Source organism: Streptomyces sp. Pv4-95, from assembly GCF_045782725.1.
In the GTDB taxonomy this organism is placed as follows: domain Bacteria; phylum Actinomycetota; class Actinomycetes; order Streptomycetales; family Streptomycetaceae; genus Streptomyces.
This window is the reverse complement of the sequence record NZ_CP127172.1, coordinates 1,091,530-1,108,431: the sequence shown is the minus strand read 5'-3', so window position 1 is coordinate 1,108,431 and position 16,902 is coordinate 1,091,530. Positions and strand designations below refer to the sequence as shown.

Genomic DNA, 16,902 nt, shown 5'->3' with positions numbered 1-16,902 from the left:
GTGCCCGAACTCACAAGCGGACCGCACCGCCCAGGAGTTGAGGAGTCCGGGGCTCATGGCGCCGGCGCGGCGCTCGGATGGACGGAAGCACGGGCGGGTACGGAGAGACGGTGGGCGGTTTCATGGTCGGAGCGGTGCGTGCCGGGTGCGGCGGAAGGGGCCGGATGCGGACGGGGAGCGGGCCGGGCGGTGCCTTGTAGGTGTCCGCGTGTCCGGTGCGCCGCGGGTGCCGGGCCCGGCACCGGCCAGGTGGAGCGTGCCGGTTGCGTCATACGCACCCGTTACGATCGCCCCATTCGTGGCCGTCGCCGAGGCCGTCGCCGGGAGGAAGAGATGGGCCTGTTCCGCCGAGGACCGAAGCGGGATTCCCGTGACCTCGCACGCGATGAGGAATTCACCTTCTTCTCCGAGCGTGAGGGCGGCGTCTTCAGATCGCAGGTCCGGCAGGCCTTCGCCGAACAGGGACTCGAAGTCACCGCCTACGCGGGCGTCGTCACGGACTCCGCGGGCCGCCAGTTCGGTCTCGGCAACCTCGCCGCGGTGTGCCACCGCGACCGGCGCGGTGAACGCAGCTGGCCCGGCCTGATCCGCGATCACGTCGGCAAGGTCCTGCGCACGATGGACGGGCCGCAGCCGCTGGAGATCCTCTCCGAGGACGAGATCCGAGCCTGCCTCTACCCCCGCGTGGTCGCCCAGGAGACGCTGCCCGCCTCGGACTCCTTCCGGTACGGCAAGGAGCCGGCCCCCGGGCTGCGCGAAGTGCTCGCTCTCGACCTGCCCGAGGCGGTGCAGATGCTGAGCGAGGATTCCCTGACCGACCTCGGGGACGTCGCCGAACTGCGGATTCGCGCGATGAACAATCTGCGGGCGCTGCCGGTCGAGGGGCACGAGACGGTCCGGCGCGGCGACGGATCGGCCTTCGAGGTGCTGCTCGGCGACTCCTTCTTCACCGCGAGCCGCGTGCTGGTGCTCGACGAACTGGTACAGCGGATCATGGGCTGCGAACTCACCCCGGACGGGGCCCTGGTCGCGATGCCCTTCCGGCACCAGCTGGCGTTCCACCGCATCCAGGACGCCCAGGTCATCCCGGCGCTTCAGGCCATGGCGCAGTTCGCGGCCGCCGGTCACGAGGACGCGGCGGGGGCGATCAGCCCCAACGTCTTCTGGTGGCGTCGAGGCGTGATGACGCCGCTGAGCGAGCCGGACGGCGAGGGCTTGCGCGTGGTGGTCGACCTCGACTTCCAGGACATGCTGGAGCGATTGGTGGGAGACGACGTCTGAAGCTGGGCGCGGGAAAGTTCCTTCGCGAAATCTTCACGACCGGGGAACTCCCTCCCCTGCCTGCCCGTTGTCCGTGGTGAGGCCCCGCGTCATCCCCCGTGCGCGGGGCCTCACCAGCTTCCGCAACCGCGGCCGTGACCGCGCACCCGCCGCCGTCACGGCACCTGTGAGCCCCCGCGCACCCCGCTTCAGTCGACGAGCCGCTCGCGCTCCTCGTCGGTGAACAGCCGGGAGCGGATCAGGAACCGCACCCCCTCCGGCGCCTCCAAGGAGAAGCCGCTGCCGCGCCCGGGCACGACGTCCACCGTCAGATGGGTGTGCCGCCAGCGCGCGAACTGGTCGGCCGACATCCAGAAGCCGACCCGCTCCGGGACCCCCTCCACGGCCAGCCGGGCCAGCAGCACATCCGAGGATCCCGTACGGAACTCCCCGGCCGGGTAGCACATGGGCGCGCTGCCGTCGCAGCAGCCGCCGGACTGGTGGAACATCAGCGGCCCGTGCTGCTCGCGCAGCAGGCGCAGCAGCTCGACGGCCGCCATGCTGAGCGCGATCCGCGAGGTGCCCTCCGCGACCGCGGCATCCGGGCCGCCGCCGGCGTGCCGGGCGTCCGGGGCGGTGCCGCCGGCAGCGGCTTCCGGCGCCGTCATCGGCGCACCGGCCTCTTCGCCGAGCGGCTGACCCGCAGCTTCTTCTCGTATCGGTACACGCCTCGTCCTTTCGCCTGGCCGCCGGCCGGTGGTCCCGCCCTGGCGGCGTCGGGAGCGCCGGTACGGGCCACGGCACCGAACGGCCGGAGCCGCCCGCATGCCGTTCGCCCGAATGCCCACCAGGACAGGACTACCCAGCTAACGCCGCCCAAGGTTGCGCGGAGGTTGCACGCCCGCACGTCCCGGGGCCGCGCCCGCCCGGACGGGCCCGCCGGGTGAGCCGTGTCTCACCCGGCCGCTGCCCCTTGTCTATGCAACGAGTTGCATAGAAGGATCGGGGTATGGCGCTCGACCACGCGATCCTCGTCTCCCTGCTGGAGAAACCGGGCTCCGGCTATGAGCTGGCCCGGCGGTTCGAGCGGTCCATCGGATACTTCTGGACCGCCACCCACCAGCAGATCTACCGCGTTCTCAAGCGGATGGAGAGCGACGGCTGGATCGATGTGCGCGAGGTGCCGCAGCAGGGCCGGCCGGACAAGAAGGAGTACTCCGTCGCCGACCTCGGCCGGGCCGCGCTCTCCGACTGGCTGCACGCGCCGATCGAACCGGAGAGTGTCCGGCACGACCTCGCCGTGAAGATCCGCGGCGCGGCCTTCGACGACCCGGCCGCGCTGATCCGCGAGGTCGAGCGGCATCACCGGGCCCACAGCGACCGGCTCGCGCACTATCTCGCGGGAGAGCGGCGCGACTTCCCCGACCCCGAGGCCCACGGGCCGCCCGACGCGGGCCGGGAGCTCCAGCATGTCGTGCTGCGCGGCGGTATCGCCTACGAGCGGATGACGATCGCCTGGCTGGACGACGTCCTCGCCACGCTCCGCCGACTCGGACCCGGGCACTGAATCCGGGTCGACGCGCCACCCAGCCCGTAGCTCTCACACCTCAACCCTCACCCCTCAACCCGAGCCGGAAAGGCGAACATCCATGGCCGACCCGCTGCTGTTCAACCCGAGCACCTACGACCCGGCGCACTTCGACCCCGAGACCCGCCGGCTGCTGCGCGCCACCGTCGACTGGTTCGAGGCCCGCGGCAAGCGCCGGCTGATCGAGGACTACCGCTCCCGTGCGTGGCTGGCGGACTTCCTCGCGTTCTCCGCCAAGGAAGGGCTGTTCGCGGCCTTCCTCACCCCGGAGTCCGCCGGCGAGGGGCACCAGGACAAGCGCTGGGACACCGCCCGGATCGCGGCCCTCAACGAGATCTTCGGCTTCTACGGCCTGGACTACTGGTACGCGTGGCAGGTCACCATCCTCGGACTCGGCCCGGTCTGGCAGAGCGACAACGCCGCCGCCCGCACCCGCGCGGCCGAACTCCTCGACCAGGGCGAGGTGTTCGCCTTCGGCCTCTCCGAGAAGGCTCACGGCGCCGACATCTACTCCACCGACATGCTGTTGGAGCCGGACGGCGACGGCCGCTTCACGGCGAGCGGCTCCAAGTACTACATCGGCAACGGCAACGAGGCCGGACTCGTGTCCGTCTTCGGTCGCCGCACCGACGTCGAGGGCCCCGACGGCTATGTCTTCTTCGCCGCCGACAGCCGCCACCCGGCCTACCACCTGGTGAAGAACGTCGTCGACTCCTCGAAGTACGTCAGCGAGTTCCGCCTCGACAACTACCCGGTCGGTCCGGACGACGTCCTGCACACCGGCCGCGCCGCCTTCGACGCCGCGCTGAACACCGTCAACGTCGGCAAGTTCAACCTCTGCACCGCCTCGATCGGCATCTGCGAGCACGCGATGTACGAGGCCGTCACCCACGCCCAGAACCGCATCCTCTACGGCCGTCCCGTCACCGCCTTCCCGCACGTGCGCCGCGAGCTGACCGACGCCTACGTCCGCCTCGTCGGGATGAAGCTGTTCAGCGACCGGGCCGTCGACTACTTCCGCTCGGCCGGCCCCGACGACCGCCGCTACCTCCTCTTCAACCCGATGACGAAGATGAAGGTGACCACCGAGGGCGAGAAGGTCATCGACCTGATGTGGGACGTCATCGCGGCCAAGGGCTTCGAGAAGGACACCTACTTCTCGCAGGCCGCCACCGAGATCCGCGGCCTGCCGAAGCTGGAGGGCACGGTCCACGTCAACCTCGCCCTGATCCTCAAGTTCATGGGCAACCACCTGCTGAACCCGGCCGAGTACGAAGCGGTGCCGACCCGCCTCGACGCGGCCGACGACGCCTTCCTCTTCCGGCAGGGGCCGGCCCGCGGCCTGGGTTCGGTGCGCTTCCATGACTGGCGCACCGCCTACGACGCGTACGCCGACGTGCCCAACGTCGGCCGTTTCCGGGAGCAGGCGGACGCGCTGTGCGAGTTCGTCACCACCGCCGCGCCGGACGCGGAGCAGGCCCGTGACCTGGACCTGCTGCTCGCCGTCGGCCAGCTGTTCGCGCTGGTCGTGCACGGTCAGCTGATCCTGGAGCAGGCGCGGCTGACCGGTCTGGAGGAGGACGTGCTCGACGAGCTCTTCGCCGTTCTCGTACGCGACTTCTCCACGCACGCCGTCGAGCTGCACGGCAAGGACTCCGCCAACGAGGCGCAGCAGAGCTGGGCACTCGGCGCGGTCCGGCGTCCGGTCGTCGACGACGCCCGCTCGGCGCGCGTCTGGGAGCGCGTCGAAGCGCTGGCCGGTGCCTACGAGATGGCTCCGTAGCCACGGAGTGACCGGGGGCGGGCCCGGCCGGCATTCAACAATGCCGGCCGGGCCCGCCGTTCGTTCTCTCAGCGCTTGACCACGAAGGAACGGCCCTGCTTGGAGTCGGCGCTGCACGACGCCTTCTCCTCGGCGGTCATCTTCCGCGACTTCACGATCACCGCGTTGCTCTGCCCGTCCGTGCCGTTCGGCGCCGGGCCGGTGACGGTCTCGGGCACGAACCAGTAGTAGTGGTCCCACTTCGGGCTGTCGTAGTGCGTCTGCCAGGTGCCCGACACCTTCTGCATCACCTGCGCGCGGGAGATCCAGCCCACCTCACCCGGCTTCACCGTCATGTTGAGGGAGCTGTTCTCGGTGTGCGAACTCGTCCAGGTGTGGCTGTAGGTGGCCGTCACGCTCAGATCGATGATGCCGGCGATCTTGCCTCCCGCGGTGACCGAGACCCCCACCGAGTCCGTGGCGCCCACGGTGTCGGCCCAGCCCATCGACTGGCTGGCGTCCGAGGTGCTGCAGTTGTAGAGCGAGTCGGAGACCTGCCGGAAGTCACCGAGGTACGCCTTGCCGAGGGTCGGCTCGTTGAAGGTGCACTTTCCCTCTCCGGAGGCGCAGTCGGCTATCAGCTGCTCCCGGGTGGGCTCTTCGGTGGAGGCGGCGGCAGCGGGCAGTGCCATCGCTCCGACCATGCCCAGGGCTGCCGTCGACAGTGCGACCGCCCGACGTCCGTACCGGGTCCTGCGGGTTCTTGCCATAGTGCTCATACCTCTCGCCTGGCATTGCGGAAGCGGCGGTTCGCGAGTGCCGCGTGCGCCGCCTGTTGCCGTCGAGACTGGAGTGAAAATTCGTTCAACTACACCAAAGTTCAGCAAAGTTGTAGTTGATGACGAAACAGATGCTATGGGGGAATTGAAGGGGAGGCAGCCTCCTGTGCCGCGGGCCCCGGTGCGGGAAAGGGCGGCGCCCAGGGGATCCTGAAAGCCCGTCATGCGCGCGGCTGTCGCTGTGCGTCGCAGGTCCTGACGGTGTTGACGATGCCGGCGGGGCGATGACTCCGCTGCTCGGTTGCCGCGCTGTTCGGTGCCGCGGTGCGCGTTGCTCACGCAGGCGACGGCCGGCCTGCCCGCCTCTCGGAGGCAAGCACGGCCCGGATCTCCTCGCCGCGCCGCCCTCCCCGTGAGGCAGCTCTTCCGCAGCGCGTCTTCCCGACTCACCCGCAGCCGCCGGGCCCCGGCGACGCCGGGCTCATTGCCTACGCGGAGCCGCCACTCCACACGCTGGATGCCCCACTCCCCGACGGCCCAGCCGATGATCATGCGCGCGGCCCGCGACACCAGCAGAACCGGCGCGCACTCCGAAGGGATCTTCGCTCGGGATCCCGGCGCCGGGCGCCCGGCTCCCGGTACGGCGAAGGCGCCCGACGGGCCTCAGCCCCTTCGGGCGCCCTCGGACGCCTTCGGCGGAAAGATCAGGAACGCGGACGGCCCGGCTGATCGCCGCGCTCCGCCTCCTTGTCCTTGCTCTTCTCCTTGGCCTTCTCCTTGATGCGCGCGGCTTCCTTGCGCACCTCGGCCTGGGTGGCGCGCTCGCGCTCCAGCCACTCGGGGCCCTCCTGCTTCAGCGCCTCGATCTGCTCCGTGGTGAGCGGGTCGGTGATGCCGCCGCGGGCGAGGCCCGAGATGGAGATGCCCAGCTTCGCCGCGACCACCGGCCGGGGGTGCGGGCCGTTGCGCCGCAGCTCCACCAGCCACTCGGGCGGGTCGGACTGGAGGGCGTTCAGCTCGGCGCGCGAGACCACACCCTCCTGGAACTCGGCGGGGGTGGCCTCGAGGTACACACCCAGCTTCTTCGCCGCGGTGGCGGGCTTCATCGTCTGGGTGGATTGGTGCGACGTCATGGTGTCAAGACTATCGACCGTGTGCGCTACCTCCGACCACGGACCGGTAACCTGGCTGAGTGACAGGCTCGGAAGTAACCCCTTCATTCCGGCTCGCGTACGTCCCCGGGGTGACGCCCACCAAGTGGGTGCGGATCTGGAACGAGCGGCTGCCCGACGTCCCCCTGACCCTCGTCGCGGTGCCCGCCGCCGCGGCCTGCGAAGCCTTGCGGGGCGGTGAGGCCGACGCCGGATTCGTACGGCTTCCGGTCGACGGCGAGGATCTCAGCGCGATCCCCCTCTACACCGAGACGACGGTGGTCGTGGTCCCGAAGGACCACCTCGTCGCGGCGGTCGACGAGGTCTCCGCGGAGGATCTGGCCGACGAGATCATGCTGCACCCCCTCGACGACACCCTCGTCTGGGAGGCCCGGCCCGGCCTGCCGGCGAACGATCGCCCCGCCACGACGGCGGACGCCATCGAGCTGGTGGCGGCAGGGGTGGGCCTGCTGGTCGTGCCGCAGTCGCTCGCCCGGCTGCACCACCGCAAGGACCTCACCTACCGGCCCGTCCCGGACGCCCCCGAGTCGCGCGTCGCCCTGTCGTGGCCACAGGACGCCACCACCGACCTGGTGGAGCAGTTCATCGGGATCGTGCGCGGGCGGACGGTCAACAGCACACGGGGCCGGCCCCCGACCCCGGCGCAGCCGAAGCGCAAGCGTCCCGATGTCGGCGGTGCGCAGCGCAAGCCCGCGGGCGGCAAGCCGACGGGCAAGAATCCGCGGCGCGCCTCAGGGGCCCCCAAGGGTGGCAAACGGGGCAAACCGCGCCGTCGCTCGTAACGCGACCGCACCGTCCCGGAGCCCCGCAGGGCAGAGGGGGATCGGATCTTTGCCGATTCCACAGGCCGGGCGGTTCCCTCGGCTCGGTCAGTCGGCCGGCTTCTCCCAGACCGAGACGTGCCGGGTGCTCTCGTGGGTGAAGGGCGCCCGGTTCCAGTCCTCCCACCGGTGGCGCAGCCGGAGTCCCGCGAGCCGCGCCATCAGGTCCAGCTCCGACGGCCACACGTACCGGAACGGCACGGCCCGGTACTCGGCGCACCCGTCGACGATCGTGACGTAGTGCGAACTCATGGCCTGGCTGACCGTGTCGTAGGTGTCGAAGGCGCACCCCGTCGGGCCGATGTGGAACGGTACGGCGGACTGTCCCGGTGGCAGGCGGCGCAGGTCCGGCACTCCCACCTCGACGACGAAGCAGCCGCCCGGCGCGAGGTGGGCGGCGGCGTTACGGAAGCAGTCCACCTGGGCGTCCTGCGACGTCGGATTGTTGATGGTGTTGAACACCAGATAGGCGACCGCGAACGTGCCGGCCACCCGCGTCGTCGCGAAGTCGCCGATGGTCGCCCCGATGGCCTCGCCGCCCGGCTTGGCGCGCAGCCGGGCCACCATGGCCCGGGACATGTCGATACCGTGCACCGGAACGCCGCGGTCGGCCAGGGGCAGCGCGATCCGGCCGGTGCCGATGCCGAGTTCCAGGGCGCCACCGTCACCGGCGAGCTGGGCCAGCACCTCGACCGCCGGGTCCACCACGTCCGGCCGGAACATCTCGGCGGCGCTCTCGTCATAGCTGGACGCGACATCCGCTCCGAAGAAGCCGTCCTCGTCATGCATCCCAGGACCGTACCGCCGCCGGATCCCGCGGCGCGCGTGGATTTTCAGGGGCGGCCGTCCACCGCCGCAGCGTGTTCCGGGCAGGTGTGTGGCCAACGGGCGGTCGGCTGCGGTACTATTGATCTTGAACGCGCCGTTCACCGGTTGACGGTGTGTCCGGCGTCGGTTGTCCAAGGAAAGACGCCCCGCTTCCTGCGGGGAGATGCAGGTGCAAGGCCTGCCCGGCGCTCCATCTCGGTCCCGGTCCCTCATCCGTGAGGGACCGGGGCCGTTTGCGTGCTCAGACCGCTGCCCAGCCGTCGTCGACGGGGAGGACGGCGCCGTTGACGAACGCGGCGGCGTCGGACGCCAGGAAGACGATGGCGGCGGCCTGTTCCTCGGCGCTGCCCAGCCGGCCGATGTTCGCGCCGATCAGCCGGCCTATCAGGGCGGGGCCGTGCGCCTCCGGCGCCGCGTCCACCTGGATGTTGGTCAGGGTGGGGCCGGGGGCTATGGCGTTGGCGCGGATGCCCTGCTTCCGGTACATCACGGCGAGGTTCTTCACGAGGCCGGTCACGCCGTGCTTGGACGCGGTGTAGGCGGCGCCGGCCGCGCCTCCGCGCAGGCCGGCCTCCGAGGCGGTGAAGACGATCGAGCCGCGCCCGGCGGCGAGCATGTGCGGCAGCGCGGCCCGGGTCAGCAGGAAAGGCGCGGTCAGGTTGATGCGCATGACGCGCTCCCACTCCGCGTCATCGGTCTCGGCCAAGGCGGACATCCGGTCCATGACCCCGGCGTTGTTCACCAGGACGTCCAGACCGCCGAAGGCCGCGACGGCCCGTTCGACGACCGCGTCCACCACCTGCTGGTCGCTCAGGTCGCCGGTGACGGAGAGGGCCGTCCCCCCTGCCTTCCCGATCTCCCGGACGACCTCTTCGGCGCCGTCCCCGTTCAGGTCGGCGACGAGCACCCGGGCGCCCTCCGCCGCGAATTGCAGGGCCGTGGCCCTGCCGATGCCGGAGGCGGCCCCGGTGACGACGACACTGCGTCCCGCCAAACCCTTGCTGGTCATGGTGAATCCCTTCCGTGGAGCGCGATCGTCAATGGGCGTGCTGCGGACTGCGACCGCTCGGGGGTCGGGGCATCAGTCGCAGGACGGTCCCCTCGCCGTTTGCCGAGAGGAGCAGGCAGCCGTCGGGAGCCGCGGTGAGACCGGCGAACATGTCCGGCACGCCGGGCATGCCGTGGGTGAACAGCGCGGGGCGGGTGCGGCGGACGGCGTCCGGGGGAAGGCCGACCGGCAGATCCTCGGCGTCGATCCGCTGCCGCCCCGTGGTGAGCGAGATGGCCCGCAGCCTCCGCGAGCCCGTCTCCACGGTGAACACCTCCTCACCCAGCACCGCCAGACCCTGCGGGGCGTCGAGCCCGTCCGCGACCGTGAACGCGTGCCCCTCCTCGATCCTGAGGACCGCACCGAGCTGATCGTCGCTCACATAGCAGCGCCCCTCGGCATCGAGGGCCACGTCCACAGGGTGGACGAGTCCCTCTGCGAGCACGGTGACGGTGTCGTCCTCCGCCAGGGCCAGCAGCCGGCCCGCCCCCGTCTCGGCGACGACCAGCCCGCCGCCCGGCCGCGCGGCGATGCCCGTGGGCTGCCGCAGACCGCTCGCCCGGACGCGCGTGGTCCCGTGCTCGGGGTCGTAGGTGGTGACCTCGCCGTACTGCGAGGTGAGGTGCAGAAGTCCGCCGTCGGCGCTGATGCCGTGGGCGAAGGGCCGCAGGACGTGCGTGGTGATCCCGTCCGGAGCGTCCGCCGCGCCGCTCTCGGGCCCGGCCACGCGATAGTGGTCCGCGGCGTACACCGTGCCCGCCAGGTCGACGGTCACTCCGAAGGGGCCGTCCAGTCCGCGGGGCACGATCTCCCGCGTCCGGCCGTCGGGGTGCAGCTCCGTGATGCCGCCGCTGGCGAAACTGGAGACGAACATCCTGTTCTCCGCGTCGAACGCCGCGTTGTCGAGCCCCGCAAGACCGCTGGTGACGACGGACCGGGAGCCCGTTGCGTGCAGATCGACGCGGGTCACGATGCCGGCCTGTCCCCGGGACAGCACCAGCATGACGCCGCCCTGGTCGAAGCGGACCGCGACCGGTTCGTGCAGGTCCTCCGCGACGAGTGCGGGCTCGCCGCCGTCGGGAGAGATGCGCCAGACCTGGCCCGTCACCATGTGCGGGTAGTACAGATGACCGTCCGGGCCGAGTTGCATCGCGTTGCCGAGGGCCAGCCCCTCGGTGAGCACCCGGGGGGAGACGCCGCCGTCGGGGAACAGCTCCAGCAGCCGGCCGTTCATCCTCATCTCGTTCACGAACAGCCGGTCGCCGACGCAGGCGATGCCGTTGGGCACTTTCACCTGGTCGCAGACCAGGGTGTACGCCCCCTGAGGGCTGCGGCGCCACACCCTCCCCGGCACCAGATCCGTGATGTACATCGAGCCGTCCGCCGCGAAGGCGAGGTCGTCCGGGGACTGGACCGGACCGTCGATGGGCACCACCGTCTCGACGTCCCCGGTGGCGGGGTCCACCGCACTGATCCGGCCGGCCAGGAACTGCGCGGTGTACAGCCGCCCGTCCGGGCCGAACGCGACACCGTTCGAACCCCACAGCGCATTGGGGGTGTTGAGCCTGGACACCTCCCAACGGGTGCGTGACCTCGGCTCGGGCGCGGTCGTGCCGTAGCGGCTGGAGCGCTCCGCCATCGTCTTCCCTCCCCTTGAGTCCCGCGGACTTCTCAAACCCGGTCCCGCTCGGCGTCGACGAGGACCTCGCCCATGCCGCCGTTCGCGCGCCACTCCCGGAGCAGGGTGTGGAACGCGACGGGCCCGTCCCCGTACGTCTCACTGCGCTTCCTGGGCATGCCCTCGTTGTTGTAATAGCCGGGCGTGCACTCGGCCTGGAACGCGTACAGGTCGGCAGCCTTCTCACGGATCGTCCCGACCCACGCGGCCTCGGCCTCCGGGGCCGGCTCCACATACCGCGTCTGCCTGGCGCGCGCCTCCGCGACGACCTCGGCGACGTGGGTCGCCTGCTCGTCGAGGACATGGACGAAGTTGACGGCGCTCGCGTTCTGCAGCGGGCCGAGCTGGAAGAGATTGGGGAAGCCGTGACTGTAGAAGCCGTGGAGCGTGCGGGGGCCCTCCTTCCACGCGTCGGTCAGGGCGACGCCTCCTCTGCCGTGCACCGGGCAGGCGTCCGGAGGTGATCCCCGAGCGGCCGACCTCGAACCCTGTTCCGAAGATGATGCAGTCGACCTCGTACGCGGCGCCCCCGACCACCACGGCGTTCTCGGTGATCCGCTCCACGCCGTGGCTGTCGGCGGTGTCGACGAGGGTGACGTCGGTGCGGTTGAAGGTCTCCAGGTAACTGTCGCTGAACGTGGGCCGCTTGCACATGTAGCGGTACCAGGGCTTGAGCAATTCGGCCGTCCGGGGATCCGTGACGAGGGCGTCGACCCGGGCGCGGATCTCGTTCATCTTCTGGAAGTCGGCCATCTCGTAGGCGCGCTCGCGCTCCTCGGGCGGCAGGGCCCGGTAGCCGTCGCTCGGGATGAGCTTCTGCTGGAGGCGGGCGCTGCTGGTCCAGCCGTCGTCGACCAGGTCCTCGGCCACGTGGCCGCCGGTGACGAGGGCGAGGAAGTTGTCCCTGCGGCGCTGTTGCCAGCCGGGGGAGAGGGTGGCGGCCCAGTCGGGATCCGTGGGGCGGTTGCCGCGTACGTCGACCGAGGAGGGCGTGCGCTGGAACACGTACAGCTGGTGGGCGGCCGCGCCGAGGTGGGGTACGCACTGGATGGCTGTCGCGCCCGTGCCGATCAGGGCGACGCGCTTGTCGGCGAGCTTGTGCAGGTTCCCGTCCGCGTCGCCCCCGGTGTAGCCGTAGTCCCAGCGGCTGGTGTGGAACGTGTGTCCCTGGAAGGTCTCGATGCCCGCGATGCCCGGGAGCTTGGCCTCGCTCAGCGTGCCACTGGCCGTCACCACGTACCGCGCCCGCATCCGGTCGCCCCGGTCGGTGGTCACCAGCCACTCCGACGCGTCCTCGTCCCAGCGCAGTGCGGTGACCTGCGTCCGGAAGACGGCATCGCGGTAGAGGTCGAAGGTCCGCCCGATGGCCCTGGCGTGCTGCCGGATCTCCTCACCCGGCGCGTACTTCCACTTCGGGACGTAGCCGACCTCCTCCAGCAGCGGCAGATAGATGTAGGACTCGATGTCGCAGTGGATCCCGGGATACCGGTTCCAGTACCAGGTGCCCCCGAAGTCCCCGCCCTTCTCGATCACCCGGATCGAGTCCACACCCGCCTGCCGCATGCGGGCGCCCGCGAGCAGGCCGCCGAACCCGCCCCCGATGACGACCACCTCGACCCGGTCGTGCAACGGCTCACGCGGGGGCGCGACTTCGGCGTACGGGTCCTCGTCGTAGTACCCGAACCGGCCGGTGACGCGCTGGTACTGGCTGCCGCCCTCCGGCCGGATCCTGCGGTCCCGCTCGGCCCGGTAACGGGCCCGGAGAGCCTCCGGGTCGAATCCGAGCTCGGACGGGCCGGCAGGGGACGTGGCGTCGGGCGAACTGTGGGGGCCGGGCATGGATGTCCCTCTCTTCGTGCTTCCTTCGTGGGCCGAGCGGTAGCGCCGGCGCGAGGCTTGCTGCGGGCAACACGCGTCTGCGCGAGCGGACTTGGTGAGGTGATCGGAGGGTGACGCTGCCGGTGAGGCCCCGATGGCGGGCCGGGTCCCGATGCGGGGCGTACGTGTCGCTGGTTCGTGCGGCCTGGCTCGTGGAGCATGTGCATCGTACACATCGCATGTATCAAGCACATCGTGTGGGTGATGCATCTGCGTGAGAGGATGAGGGGACGGCGGCCCAGGAGCCGGCCCGCGACGCGATGCGGGGCGTCGGCACGGCAAGGAGCAGGAGAGCGGGAGGCGGTGGGACGCATGGAGAGGCCGACGCGCGACGTCGAGTACGAGCAGATGCTGCTCAGCCGTCACACGTTCCTGCATCAGCGAGGTGGGCGCCGCAAGGACGGCACTCTGGAGCGCAGCGCCTACATCCTCCTCAGCCGCATCCGCATGCAGGGGCCGATGTCGATCGGTGAGCTGAGTGACGCCTTCGGGCTCGATGCCTCCACCCTCAACCGCCAGACGGCCGCGGCGGTACGCGCGGGACTCGCGGAGCGCATCCCCGACCCCGACGGCGGCATGGCCCGCAAATTCCGTATCACCGACAAGGGTGCGGACATTCTCGACGAGGAGCGCGAGGGCATCGTCCGATCCCTGGATCAGATCCTGGTCGACTGGGCGGACGAGGACATCGCCGCCTTCGCCTCCTACCTGAGGCGCTTCAACACCGACATCGAGCGCATCGGCGGACGCCCGTGGCCGCGCCGTTGAGCCCCGCCAGGGAGCCGTCGGCGTAGTGGTCCTGTGATCGGCGGCGGGGATGCGGCGTCAGGATCCGGCCGGTGCTGCCCGGTCGGGCCGCTTCAGGCCGACGGGTTCAGGATCATCAGGTGTTCGGGGTCCGGGAGCGGCGTGAAGCCGTTCTTCGCGTAGATCTCGTGGGCGTCGAGAGTGGCGAGCAGGACGCGCTTGATCCCGTAGGGGGCCAGGTGGCCGCGGACGGCGCCGACCATCCACGTACCCAGACCCTTGCCGCGGTGCGCGGGAGCGACGTAGACATCGCACAGCCAGGCAAAGGTTGCCCGGTCGGTGACGACGCGCGCGTAGGCGACCTGGGAGCCGGAGGCGTGATGGACGGCGAAGTTGAGGGAGGAGCGGACCGACCGCTCGGTGGTCTCCCTGCTGCGGTCCAGCGCCCAGTACGCGTCGGTCGACAGCCAGTGGTGCACGAGGTCGACATCGAGGCGTGCGGGGTCCGTCGAGAGCTCGTAGCCGTCTTCCCTGGTGGTGGTCATGCGGAAGATGGTAGCGAGGGTGCTTGGGTTTTCCAAGCGATTACTTGGGAAACCCAAGTGCTGAGTGGGTGTGGCGCCGGCCCCGAACGCCGCATCGCCCCCAGCCGAAGCTGAGGGCGATGCGGAGGCTTCAGTCGCAGGGCGTTCCCCGCTCAGAGGCCGATGTCGAGGACGCTCCAGTCGACCGGGGTCCCACGGCCCGTCAGGAGGCCGTTCAACGGCGTCTGGAGGTGGGGCGTGAGCGGGGCCTCGTCCGTGGGAGCGGCCACTGCCTGGGCCGAACCGGCAAGGCCGAGAAGCGTGGTCGAGAGGGCGAGACCGGCGAGTACACGTCGCATGTGTGTCATGTCGTGCCAACGAGCCGGCTGCGGTGGCGTCACCATCCCGGCCCCGGCCCAGGGCCGGTTGGATTATGCGCCCTTGCCACTGCCCAGCGGCCGGATCCGGAAGGGCTCGGCCGAGGCTCACGAGTGCGCCCCCGGGTGCGCCCGGCGGCGCTCCTTCGGTGCCATGGAGCCGTCCGTCAGGATTTTCTCAACACGTCACCAATCCAAGGGTGTTGCGGCTCCGAATAACCGTTGGCACCTCGCCGAGGTGCTGCTCTCGAAGCCGGACGACGTGCGGTCCTCCCCCTTCCCTCCCCGCGGAGGCCGCCGGATAAGGAACGAACGTGATAGCCAAGCGCACCAGCCGCCTCGCCGTACTCGTCGCTCTGCCCGCCGCCCTGGCCCTCACCGTGGGCGTCTCGTCCCTGGCCGTCGCCGAGGGCACCGGAGCGTTCCAGATCAATCTGGACCAGCTGAACGACTCCGGTTCCAAGGGCACGGCGATGCTCGGTCTCCAGGGCAACCGGCTGACCGTGAAAATCGAGTCCGAGGGACTCGTACCCGGACAGCCCTCCGCCCAGCACCTCCACGGCTCCACCGATGGGCACGACTTCCACTGCCCGGACGCGAGCGACGATACGAACGGCGACGGTGTGCTCAACAACACCGAAGCCACGGTCGACTACGGCGACATCAATATCTCCCTCACCACCAAGGGACCCACGGACATGGCGAGCGGCCTGGCCGTTGACCGCATGCCCGTGGCGGACGCCGAGGGCAAGCTCTCCTACCAGCGCACACTGACCGTCTCCCAGGACGTGGTCGACCACATCAGGGATCTGCACATCGTCCAGCACGGCATCGACCGCAACAGCAACAAGAAGTACGACTTCGACGGCGCGGGCAAGAGCGAACTCGATCCCAAGCTCCCCCAGGAGGCCACTGCCCCGACCAACTGCGGCGAGGTCCAGGGCGCCGCGGTGGGGTCCATACCGGTCGGCGGGGTCGAGACCGGAACCGGGCCCGCCGAGGAGCAGGGGGTCCCGCTCGCGGCACTGGGCGCGGGCGGCGCCGGCTTCGTGGCGGTGACCGGCGCCCTGGCCCTCGCGCGACGGCGCAAGGGCGTGCTCGGCGCCGGGCGCACCGGGGGAAACGGGGCCGCCGCATGAGCCCCCGGAGCGCGGACGGCATGATCGCCGTACGTCGCCGGAGCCGCCGCGTCCTCGGCTGTGCGGTCGCCGCGGCGTTGGCGACCGTACTCGTCGCCGGGTGCGGAGGGCAGGAAGCCGCCTCGTCACAGCCCTTCCCGGCCGGGCAGCCGCCGGCCCAGGGCGGGGACCCGGCACCGGACGGAGGGTCCGGGGCCGGAGCTGCGGCAGACATGCCGAAGTCGGTTCCGGAGCGGCTCTCCATCCCCTCGCTTCAGGTCTCCTCCACGCTGGAGACGCTGGGACAGGGCAAGAACGGCGTCATGCAGACCCCGCGCGATCCGGACAAGGCGGGCTGGTACAAGCCGGGGCCGACGCCGGGATCCCAGGGGCCGGCCGTGATCGCCGGCCATGTCTCCTGGAACGGCGAGCCGTCGGTGTTCGAGAAGCTGTCGACGATGAAGACGGGTGACACCATCGAGGTGGCCCGGCAGGACGGGAAGACCGCGAAGTTCACCGTCGACCGCGTCGCCCAGTACCCGAAGAACAAGTTCCCCACGGTCGAGGTGTACAAGAACCTCGACCACGCCGGTCTCCGCCTGATCACCTGCGGCGGCGAGTACGACGAGGGCAAGCACTACTACCCGGACAACGTGGTGGTGTTCGCCAGTCTCACGGGCAGCGCGTAAGCCGAATCCGTGAGACCGAGAGCGGCGGCCCGGTGCCTCCCCGCGGCGACCGGGCCGCCGCATCGGCCCGTCCTGCGGTGGGTGAGGGCGAGGTCGTGCGCCGCCCTGACGTCACCAGTTGCCTCGCGATGCGACCGGCCGAGCTGTGCCGCCGACGCGGGAGCCGATGAGTTCCGGCCCCGCGAGGAGTCGGTACTTCAAGAGAGCCGTTCAGCCGGCCTCAGCAGGGGCCGCGGAGGCACGAGGCAGAGGGAGAGCACCATGACGGTGATTGTTGCCGGGAAGGCGTACGTCGACCCGGGGGAGCGTGACAGGTACGTCGAGGGGTTTCGCGAGCTCGTGGAGCAGTGCCGTCGGCAGCCCGGGTGCCTTGATGTGTCGATCTCTCCCGATTCCATCGAGGCGGGACGGGTGAACATCTTCGAGTACTGGGAGTCGCAGCAGACGTTGGACGCCTGGCGTGCGGTCGCGCCGAGCCCGTCGGCCGCTGCCGAGATCAAGGACGTTCAGGTGCTCAAGCACGAGATCTCCCGGTCGGGGCCGCCTTTCGACTGACCCGCCCGTCGTGGAGCTTCGCTGCTTCGAGGCCGAGGACACCTCCCACGCCCCGGCGCGACGACCTCGGTCCGACGC

Annotated in this window: 16 protein-coding genes and 1 pseudogene; 8 read left to right on the top strand and 9 right to left on the bottom strand. The window is 70.6% G+C overall.

Features of this window, described 5'->3' with window-relative positions; translation table 11 throughout:
* Positions 1–333: 333 nt before the first annotated feature.
* Entirely contained in the window at positions 334–1,281 is a 948-nt protein-coding gene (locus tag QOM21_RS05195; protein WP_407548540.1) for a hypothetical protein, read from the top strand.
* Between the two features lie 188 nt (positions 1,282–1,469).
* Here QOM21_RS05195 and QOM21_RS05190 read toward each other — a convergent pair whose 3' ends face one another.
* Positions 1,470–1,820 (bottom strand): DUF779 domain-containing protein, encoded by a 351-nt coding sequence (locus QOM21_RS05190; protein WP_407555581.1) that lies wholly within the window; start codon positions 1,818–1,820, stop codon positions 1,470–1,472.
* A 449-nt stretch (positions 1,821–2,269) separates the two neighbouring features.
* On the opposite strand from QOM21_RS05190, the gene QOM21_RS05185 reads away from it, so the two are divergent.
* Both QOM21_RS05185 and QOM21_RS05180 read left to right on the top strand, forming a co-directional pair.
* Positions 2,270–2,827, top strand: coding sequence for a PadR family transcriptional regulator (locus QOM21_RS05185; RefSeq protein WP_407548539.1), 558 nt, complete (start codon positions 2,270–2,272; stop codon positions 2,825–2,827).
* Positions 2,828–2,909: 82 nt separating this feature from the next.
* Positions 2,910–4,631, top strand: coding sequence for an acyl-CoA dehydrogenase family protein (locus QOM21_RS05180; RefSeq protein ID WP_407548538.1), 1,722 nt, complete (start codon positions 2,910–2,912; stop codon positions 4,629–4,631).
* A 68-nt stretch (positions 4,632–4,699) separates the two neighbouring features.
* Here QOM21_RS05180 and QOM21_RS05175 read toward each other — a convergent pair whose 3' ends face one another.
* Both QOM21_RS05175 and QOM21_RS05170 read right to left on the bottom strand, forming a co-directional pair.
* Positions 4,700–5,302 (bottom strand): hypothetical protein, encoded by a 603-nt coding sequence (locus tag QOM21_RS05175; protein ID WP_407548537.1) that lies wholly within the window; start codon positions 5,300–5,302, stop codon positions 4,700–4,702.
* Positions 5,303–6,093: 791 nt separating this feature from the next.
* A complete protein-coding gene (locus QOM21_RS05170) occupies positions 6,094–6,522 on the bottom strand; it encodes a DUF5997 family protein (RefSeq protein ID WP_407548536.1) in 429 nt (142 codons plus the stop codon).
* Between the two features lie 59 nt (positions 6,523–6,581).
* On the opposite strand from QOM21_RS05170, the gene QOM21_RS05165 reads away from it, so the two are divergent.
* Positions 6,582–7,343 (top strand): LysR family substrate-binding domain-containing protein, encoded by a 762-nt coding sequence (locus tag QOM21_RS05165; RefSeq protein ID WP_407548535.1) that lies wholly within the window; start codon positions 6,582–6,584, stop codon positions 7,341–7,343.
* A gap of 87 nt (positions 7,344–7,430) precedes the next feature.
* On the opposite strand, the gene QOM21_RS05160 is transcribed toward QOM21_RS05165, so the two are convergent.
* The 4 genes and pseudogenes from QOM21_RS05160 to QOM21_RS05145 form a co-directional block, all read right to left on the bottom strand.
* Positions 7,431–8,171 (bottom strand): class I SAM-dependent DNA methyltransferase, encoded by a 741-nt coding sequence (locus QOM21_RS05160; protein WP_407548534.1) that lies wholly within the window; start codon positions 8,169–8,171, stop codon positions 7,431–7,433.
* Positions 8,172–8,451: 280 nt separating this feature from the next.
* The gene (locus QOM21_RS05155) at positions 8,452–9,219 is read right to left on the bottom strand and encodes an SDR family NAD(P)-dependent oxidoreductase (RefSeq protein WP_407548533.1); all 768 of its coding nucleotides are present in this window, start codon (positions 9,217–9,219) and stop codon (positions 8,452–8,454) included.
* A gap of 28 nt (positions 9,220–9,247) precedes the next feature.
* A complete protein-coding gene (locus QOM21_RS05150) occupies positions 9,248–10,897 on the bottom strand; it encodes a hypothetical protein (protein ID WP_407548532.1) in 1,650 nt (549 codons plus the stop codon).
* A gap of 32 nt (positions 10,898–10,929) precedes the next feature.
* Positions 10,930–12,775 (bottom strand): annotated as a pseudogene (locus tag QOM21_RS05145) (flavin-containing monooxygenase).
* A 351-nt stretch (positions 12,776–13,126) separates the two neighbouring features.
* Here QOM21_RS05145 and QOM21_RS05140 point away from each other — a divergent pair.
* On the top strand, positions 13,127–13,582 hold the full coding sequence (locus tag QOM21_RS05140; protein WP_407548531.1) for a MarR family winged helix-turn-helix transcriptional regulator: 456 nt from the start codon (positions 13,127–13,129) through the stop codon (positions 13,580–13,582).
* Between the two features lie 92 nt (positions 13,583–13,674).
* On the opposite strand, the gene QOM21_RS05135 is transcribed toward QOM21_RS05140, so the two are convergent.
* Together QOM21_RS05135 and QOM21_RS05130 are read right to left on the bottom strand one after the other, a co-directional pair.
* Positions 13,675–14,106 (bottom strand): GNAT family N-acetyltransferase, encoded by a 432-nt coding sequence (locus QOM21_RS05135; protein WP_407548530.1) that lies wholly within the window; start codon positions 14,104–14,106, stop codon positions 13,675–13,677.
* Positions 14,107–14,258: 152 nt separating this feature from the next.
* A complete protein-coding gene (locus tag QOM21_RS05130; RefSeq protein WP_407548529.1) occupies positions 14,259–14,444 on the bottom strand; it encodes a hypothetical protein in 186 nt (61 codons plus the stop codon).
* Between the two features lie 332 nt (positions 14,445–14,776).
* On the opposite strand from QOM21_RS05130, the gene QOM21_RS05125 reads away from it, so the two are divergent.
* From QOM21_RS05125 to QOM21_RS05115, 3 genes are all read left to right on the top strand, one after another.
* Positions 14,777–15,601 carry a hypothetical protein gene (locus QOM21_RS05125; protein WP_407548528.1) on the top strand — a complete coding sequence of 275 codons (825 nt, stop codon included), beginning with the start codon at positions 14,777–14,779 and terminating at the stop codon, positions 15,599–15,601.
* On the top strand, positions 15,598–16,269 hold the full coding sequence (locus QOM21_RS05120) for a class F sortase (RefSeq protein ID WP_407548527.1): 672 nt from the start codon (positions 15,598–15,600) through the stop codon (positions 16,267–16,269). The genes QOM21_RS05125 and QOM21_RS05120 overlap by 4 nt, the downstream gene beginning before the upstream one ends.
* Positions 16,270–16,530: 261 nt before the next feature.
* A complete protein-coding gene (locus QOM21_RS05115; protein WP_407548526.1) occupies positions 16,531–16,824 on the top strand; it encodes a putative quinol monooxygenase in 294 nt (97 codons plus the stop codon).
* Positions 16,825–16,902 lie beyond the last annotated feature (78 nt).